This window comes from Nonomuraea sp. MG754425 (genome assembly GCF_021699195.1).
In the GTDB taxonomy this organism is placed as follows: Bacteria; Actinomycetota; Actinomycetes; order Streptosporangiales; family Streptosporangiaceae; genus Nonomuraea.
Genome location: NZ_SSXE01000059.1, coordinates 59,323 through 65,669, shown reverse-complemented (window position 1 = coordinate 65,669; position 6,347 = coordinate 59,323). Strand labels below are relative to the sequence as shown.

General features: G+C 72.4%; 6 protein-coding genes. 2 read left to right on the top strand and 4 right to left on the bottom strand.

The genetic code is table 11. The features are described from left to right. Nucleotides 1–150: 150 nt before the first annotated feature. A complete protein-coding gene (locus FAF44_RS21445) occupies nucleotides 151–624 on the bottom strand; it encodes a hypothetical protein (protein ID WP_237105003.1) in 474 nt (157 codons plus the stop codon). A 174-nt stretch (nucleotides 625–798) separates the two neighbouring features. Between FAF44_RS21445 and uppS the strand changes: the two genes are divergently transcribed. Together uppS and FAF44_RS21435 are read left to right on the top strand one after the other, a co-directional pair. Then, nucleotides 799–1,533 carry a polyprenyl diphosphate synthase gene (uppS, locus tag FAF44_RS21440; RefSeq protein ID WP_308193353.1) on the top strand — a complete coding sequence of 245 codons (735 nt, stop codon included), beginning with the start codon at nucleotides 799–801 and terminating at the stop codon, nucleotides 1,531–1,533. Then, the gene (locus FAF44_RS21435; protein ID WP_237105002.1) at nucleotides 1,533–2,948 is read left to right on the top strand and encodes an EF-hand domain-containing protein; all 1,416 of its coding nucleotides are present in this window, start codon (nucleotides 1,533–1,535) and stop codon (nucleotides 2,946–2,948) included. Before uppS ends, FAF44_RS21435 begins: the two co-directional genes overlap by 1 nt. Nucleotides 2,949–2,967: 19 nt before the next feature. Here FAF44_RS21435 and FAF44_RS21430 read toward each other — a convergent pair whose 3' ends face one another. From FAF44_RS21430 to FAF44_RS21420, 3 genes are all read right to left on the bottom strand, one after another. Continuing rightward, nucleotides 2,968–4,452, bottom strand: a complete 1,485-nt coding sequence (locus FAF44_RS21430) for an FAD-dependent monooxygenase (RefSeq protein WP_237105001.1) — start codon at nucleotides 4,450–4,452, stop codon at nucleotides 2,968–2,970. A 206-nt stretch (nucleotides 4,453–4,658) separates the two neighbouring features. Further along, a complete protein-coding gene (locus FAF44_RS21425; RefSeq protein WP_237105000.1) occupies nucleotides 4,659–5,507 on the bottom strand; it encodes an SMP-30/gluconolactonase/LRE family protein in 849 nt (282 codons plus the stop codon). Between the two features lie 55 nt (nucleotides 5,508–5,562). After that, nucleotides 5,563–6,345 carry an SDR family oxidoreductase gene (locus tag FAF44_RS21420; RefSeq protein ID WP_237104999.1) on the bottom strand — a complete coding sequence of 261 codons (783 nt, stop codon included), beginning with the start codon at nucleotides 6,343–6,345 and terminating at the stop codon, nucleotides 5,563–5,565. Nucleotides 6,346–6,347: the final 2 nt, after the last annotated feature.

Below are 6,347 nucleotides of genomic sequence, written 5' to 3'. Positions count from 1 at the left end.
ATGGGGCTGGGGCATGTCATCACGTTCACATACTCCAGCCCTCGCACACCGGGAAACCGAAAGATCACCCAACGTGATCTAGCCATGTAGTACTAGACGTCAGTGCGGGCCGGGTGGGCCGGCGCGGGTGCCCCGTGCCGGCCCGGCGGCTCACTTCGACAGGTACAGGGTCTTCCAGGTGCCCGCGTACAGGCAGGTGAGCGACGGCTTGGCGGCCTTGCGCTCGGAGCAGACCTTCAGCTCGACCTGGTAGACGTCGCGGTACTTGAACGAGAAGCTCTTCGGCTTGCGGTTGGAGCAGTGGCGCACCGGGTGCTCACGGAACGGCAGGTTGCTGCCCGACCGGTACGTGACGCGGAAGACGGCCCAGCCGCACGCGGGGCCACGGGTGTTGTCCGACAGCTTGCCGGACACGCGCACGAGGTCGGCCGTCGGCAGGTCGCCGTGGTCCTCGCCGGTCGCGGTCAGGGTGCCGCTGGCCTGGGCGGCCTTGCCAGGGGCGCTGTACGGGCCCCAGGCGCGGGCGCTGCCGGCGGTGGCCTGCGCGGCCGGCGCGAGGGCGGAAAGAGTGGCGGTGGCGGTGACGGTGATGGCGAGACCGGTGAGCATACGGGGGAGCGTCATCGGGAAGGCCGTCCTTTCAGGTGGGCTGGCCACATTCTTCGATGAGCCGATTTCAAATGACTTGCCGGAAATAACCCGCCACTTGCAAGCACTTTCAAGCGCCTGATCCGCGTCTCCGCCCGTCATCTGTGACGCTCGACAGCACGCAAGGTAATGCTATAGTCACGTTCAGCTATGAAAAGTATGGGCGGAATGCCGCGTCACGTGGCGTGCGTGATGGACGGAAACGGGCGGTGGGCCGCGCAGCGATCCCTACCTCGCACCGCGGGACACGAGGCGGCGGAGACCGCCGTCATCGACGTCATCGAGGCGGCGCGTTCCGCCGGCGTCACCTGGTTGAGCCTCTACGCCTTCTCCACCGAGAACTGGCGCAGACCGGCGGGCGAGGTCGACATCCTGATGCGGCTCGTGCGCCGGGCCATCCGCAAGCACGCGCCGGCGTTGCACGCCCGCGGCGTACGGTGCAGGTTCCTGGGCATGTCCGATCCGCGCATCCCGTCGCGCCTGGTCCAGGACATTACCGACCTGATGACGCTCACCAGCGACAACCGGCAGATGACGCTCACGGTCGCCTTCGACCACGGCGGACGCCGCGACATCGTGCAAGCGGCCCGGTCGCTGATCCGCACCGCCACCCCCGCCGAGCAGGTGACCGAGGCCACCTTCGCCCAGCACCTGCCCTATCCCGACACACCGGACGTCGACCTGGTCATCCGCACCTCCGGTGAGCAGCGCATCTCCAACTTCATGCTCTGGCAGGTGGCCTACGCCGAGTGGGTCTTCCCCCAGGTGCTGTGGCCCGACTTCCGCGCGACCCACCTCTGGGAATGCCTTGACGCCTACCGGCGGCGGCAGCGCCGCTTCGGCGACGTCCGCCGGCCGACCACCACCACGGGAGAGGAATCCTGATGACCCCGACCGCCGCAGAGGAGACCCTCGACGTCTTCGGGCCCGACTCGATGCTGCGCAGCCTCGTCAACGAGGCACGATGGGGGCTCGCGGTGGCCCGCGCCACGGTGCTGGAGGCCGCCTACCCGCAGATCGGCGCGGCGTTGATCGGGAACTCGACGTTCGTGACCTATCCGTGGCGGCGGCTGCGCAACACGTTGACCAGCACGCAGCGGCTGCTCGACCCGGACCAGCACGTACGGAACCGGGAGGCGACCCGCCTCAACCGCCTGCACGCCCGCATCGCCGGCAGCGACCCGCAGGGCCGCCGCTACGACGCGGCGGACGCCGAAGCGCGCGCCTGGGTGGTGGCGACCCTGTTCGAGTCGTCGGTGACGATGTACCGGCTGGGCGGCGAGTCGCTCGACCGGACCGCGACCGACCGGCTCTACGCCGAGTTCCGCACGGTGCTCGCCCTGCTGGAGGGCAACAGCGATCACCTCCCCCCGACGGTGCGGGAGTTCTGGCCCTACTTCGACGACATCGTGCACCATCGCCTGGAGAACACCGAGGCGGTGCGCGTCATCCTCTTCCGGCTCTTCGCCAACGTGCCCGCGCCGCCGCTGCTGCGCAACAGCCCCGCGGTGTGGGCCGCGAGCCGGGCCGTGGCGGGCCCGATGGCCGCCGCGATCACCATCGCGTCGCTGCCCGAGCCCCTGTGCCGGCGTCTCGCGCTCCCCGACGTCCCGGGGGCGCGGGCGCTCATGCACGGCGCCTACCTGGGTGCCGCGTGGGCCTCCCGGCTGCTGCCGAACGACTGGGTGAGCGTCGAGTCGTTCATGAGCCTGCTGGATCCCGACCACTCCCGCGAGGCCGGCCCGTGGCAGGGCGTACGCCGCAAGGCGGGCCAGGCCGCGGCCCTGTTCAGGCTCGTCACCCCGGCCCCCGACGAGGACGACCCGGTCACCTACTCGGCCGACCGGTTCTTCGCCGAGGTCCTCGACCAGACCGGCGACGGTCACATCGCCTGGCCCGACCTGGCGGCGATGGCGAGAGAGATCGCCACCCGGCTCGACCTCGACGAACCGGACGAGGAGCGGCTCTTCAACGCCTACGCCGCCTGGTGGCGGGAACTGCAGGCCGGCCTCGACTCCGACGGCGACGGGCGGGTCACCCGCCAGGAGTACGCCGCCGCGTCCACCTCGCTGCCCAGCGCCGGGCTGATCAAGGTCGCCGACGTCCTGTTCGATGTCACCGACGTCGACGACGACCAGGCGATCGACGCCCAGGAGTACCAGAAGCTGTTTCGCAGGGCCTTCCACCGCGACCTGACCGGCACGGCCGACACCTACTCACGCAGCGCGTTCGTCAGGCAGTTCCTGTCGTTCATGTCCGGGCAGCAGCACTCGACCGCCTACAGCTCCCTGCTGACCTGAGAGCCGTTCGCGGGCGGCGTCATCGGGATGATCGCACGGCGCGCCGGGAGGCGCGGGCACGTTCCCGGGCGGGCGCCTCGCCCAGCCAGTGGGTCAGGGCCTGGCGTATCTCGTCCGGGGCGGGGTCCTGGGCCGCCCAGGCGACATAGCCGTCCGGCCTGATCAGCAGTGTGGGGCGCTGACCGGCCGCGGGGGAGGCCGCGACCACCTGCCCCGCCCACGGGGCGGCGATCGTGGCGACCTCGCGGCCCACCAGGACGAACGTGCCCTCGCGCAGCGCCTCGTACAGGCGGGCCGGTTCGCCCGCCAGGCGCAGGTCCGGCGCCCGGCGTCCCGTGAGCGGATGGGCGCCCCGTGGGGCGCGGTAGGCGATCCCGATGCCGGAGATGCCGCGCGCCGCGCCGGCCTCCACCACGCGCAGCCGGTGCGCGACGGCGGCCACAATCAGCCGCAACGCGCGCACCAGCGGCGACCTGACGATGACGGCCGTCAGGAGGGCGTGACTGACGCGTACCACCATCCGCCCCACCGGGCGGCGCTCGGCGTCGTAGCTGTCCAGCAGGTCGTCACCGGCCCGGCCGTGCAGGACGGCCGTCAGCTTCCAGCCGAGGTTGGCGGCGTCCTGCAGGCCGGTGTTCATGCCCATGCCGCCTGCCGGGGAGTGCACGTGCGCGGCGTCGCCGGCGAGGAAGACCCGTCCGCGCCGGTAGCGGGGCACCTGCCGTTCGTCGCTGTGGAAGCGGGACAACCAGCGCGCGTCGTGCATCCCGAAGTCGTCGCCGGTGGTGCGCCGGGTGATGTCCCGGACGTCCTCCAAGGTGACGGGCGCGTCGTCGGGCTCCTGCCGGGTCCGGTCCCAGGCGATGATCCGATACCAGCCGTCCCCGAAGGGGGCGATGAACGTGAAACCATGCTCGTTCGTGGCGAAGTTCAGCAGCTCGGGCGGCTCGCGGTCGAACCGGACGTCGGCCAGCATGACGGAGCTGACCACCGGCTTGCCGGGAAAAGGCAGGCCCAGGCTCCGCCGGACGGTGCTGTCCGCGCCGTCGGCGCCGACCACGTAGCGGGCGCGCAGGGTGGACGTGGTTCCGTCCGGATAGCGGACGTCCACGTCCACGCCGTCCGGGTCCTGCCGGATCCCGGTGGCCTGGACGCCGCGCAGCAGCGTGGCGCCCGCTTCCTCGGCCCGGCCGAACAGGACCCGCTCGACCTCGTACTGGGGAGTGATCAGCAGGAACGGGAAACGGGTCCGGAGCCTGGAGAAGTCGATGCTGATCCGGCCCAGCGGGCGCAGCGTCCGGACCCGGGTGCCGATGGCGAGCAGGTCGTCGGCCAGGTCCCGGGCGTCGAGCTGTTCCAGGGTCCGGGCGTGCAGGCCGAAGGCCCGGCTCAGGCCGGAGGCGCGCTCGCGCCGTTCCACGACAGTGACGCCGGTTCCGGAGCCGGCCAGGTCGCCTGCGAGCAGGAGCCCGGTCGGGCCGGCCCCGACCACCAGAACGTCCACGACCGGTGTCCCGCGTCCGCCCGAAGGGCCTCGGGGCGCCGGGTCCTTTTTGTCCATATTCCCAGTATCACCCCTGCTCCACGGCGCCCTCCGGCGGGTCCGGGAACCACGCGCCCCGGCCGGATCCGGGCCCGCCCGTGCGCTCAGCCCAGCGACATGGTGCGGACTCCCAAGGTGCCCGGCTGCCCGGCTGACGCCTCGGCGGCTCAGCCGGCGAACGCCGTGGCGGGCCTGCCGACGACACCCGGCCGGTCGAGGACGAACACCGACCCGGCGGGGTCGTCGTCGGGCAGGTCGAGCCCCTCGCGGGCCGAGGTGACGTACAGGCGGTCGAGGCGGGCCCCGCCGAACGCGCAGGAGGACGGCTGGTGCACGGGCATCGGGATCTCGCCGAGCAGGTCCCCGTCAGGGGAGATCCTGGCCAGGCGGTCGCCGCCCCAGATCGCGACCCACAGGCAGCCCGCCGCGTCGACGGTGAGGCCGTCCGGCATGCCGGTGCGGGCGGGGACCCGGAACAGCGTGCGTCGCCGGCTGATCGAGGTGGAGCCGGGTTCGGTGTCGAAGGCCGAGATCTCGCCGGCGATGCTGTCGGCGAGGTAGAAGGTGCGCCCGTCGGGGCTCCAGTCGAGCCCGTTGGGCAGGGCCAGGTCGTCGAGGACGACGCGGCTCGTCCAGTCCGGCATGAGCACGTGCAGCGCGCCCTTGCCGGGCCGGAAGTCCATCGAGGTGCTGCCGGCCCAGAACCGTCCGTGCCGGTCGCACTTGGCGTCGTTCATGCGTTCGCCGTCGGGCAGGATCGCGCGCCGGACGGTCATCGTCCCGTCGGACCCGACGCTCGCGAAGCCTTCGGCGGTCGCGGCCACGAAGCCGCCGCCGCGTCGTGGCGCCGCGGCGCCGAGGAGGGTCGGCAACTCGACGCTGGTGGTGTGACCGGTGGCCGGGTCGCTGGTGTGCAGGCGGCCGGCGGGGATGTCGACCCAGTGCAGGCGGCCGGCGTCCCAGACCGGTCCTTCGCCCACCCGGGCCCTGCCGGGCACCGCGACCTCGGCCGTCATCCGGACTCCTCGCTCATCGTCGGCCGCCCCGGGGCGAGGTGGCCGTGGCGGACGTTCATCCCGGCAGGGTGACGGCGGCGTTGGCCAGCAGCCCGCCGTCCACGGGCAGCGCGATGCCGGTGATGAAGCTGGCGCGGTCGCCGGCCAGGAAGGCGATGGCCTCGGCGACCTCGTCCGGCCGCGCCACCCGGCCCAGCGGGTGCATGCGTCCCCACGACTCGACCAGGTCCCGCGTGCCCTGGTCGGTGCCGTCGGAGAAGGCGCGGGCCGAGGCGCGCAACATCGGGGTGTCCACGGAGGCGGGGCAGACGGTGTTGGCCCTGATCCCGTTCTTCGCCTCGTCGATCGCGATGGACCTGGCCAGCGCGTTGAGCGCGCCCTTGCTGGTGGTGTAGGCGGCGACGGAGCTCTGGGTGACGAAGGCCTGGACGGAGGAGACGATCACGATCGAGCCGGCTCCGCGGGCGCGCAGGTGCGGCAGCGCGTGCTTGGCGGCGTGGAAGGCGCCGGTCACGTTGACGGCGAGCACCTCGTTCCACTCCTCGGCGCCGGTCTCCGCCGCCGTGCCGTAGCGCTGGATCCCGGCGGCGGCCACGACGATGTCGAGCCCGCCGTGCCGGGCGGCCACGTCGTCGACGAGTCGCGCGGTGGCGCTCTCGTCGGTGACGTCGAGTTCGGCCTGTTCGACGCCCGGCAGCGGGGCCTCGGCCTCGCGTGTCGGCGGGACGCCCGCGGCCACGACCGTCGCGCCGCGCTCGGACAGCAGCCGGGCCGTCGCCCGTCCGATGCCGCTGTGCCCACCGGTGACGATGGCGATCTTGCCGTCGAACTCCGCCACGA

Excerpts from the sequence above, each read along its gene's own strand:
- FAF44_RS21445 (WP_237105003.1), bottom strand. The coding sequence starts at position 624 with ATGACGCTCCCCCGTATGCTCACCGGTCTCGCCATCACCGTCACCGCC.
- uppS (WP_308193353.1), top strand. The coding sequence starts at position 799 with ATGAAAAGTATGGGCGGAATGCCGCGTCACGTGGCGTGCGTGATGGAC.
- FAF44_RS21435 (WP_237105002.1), top strand. The coding sequence starts at position 1,533 with ATGACCCCGACCGCCGCAGAGGAGACCCTCGACGTCTTCGGGCCCGAC.
- FAF44_RS21425 (WP_237105000.1), bottom strand. The coding sequence starts at position 5,507 with ATGACGGCCGAGGTCGCGGTGCCCGGCAGGGCCCGGGTGGGCGAAGGA.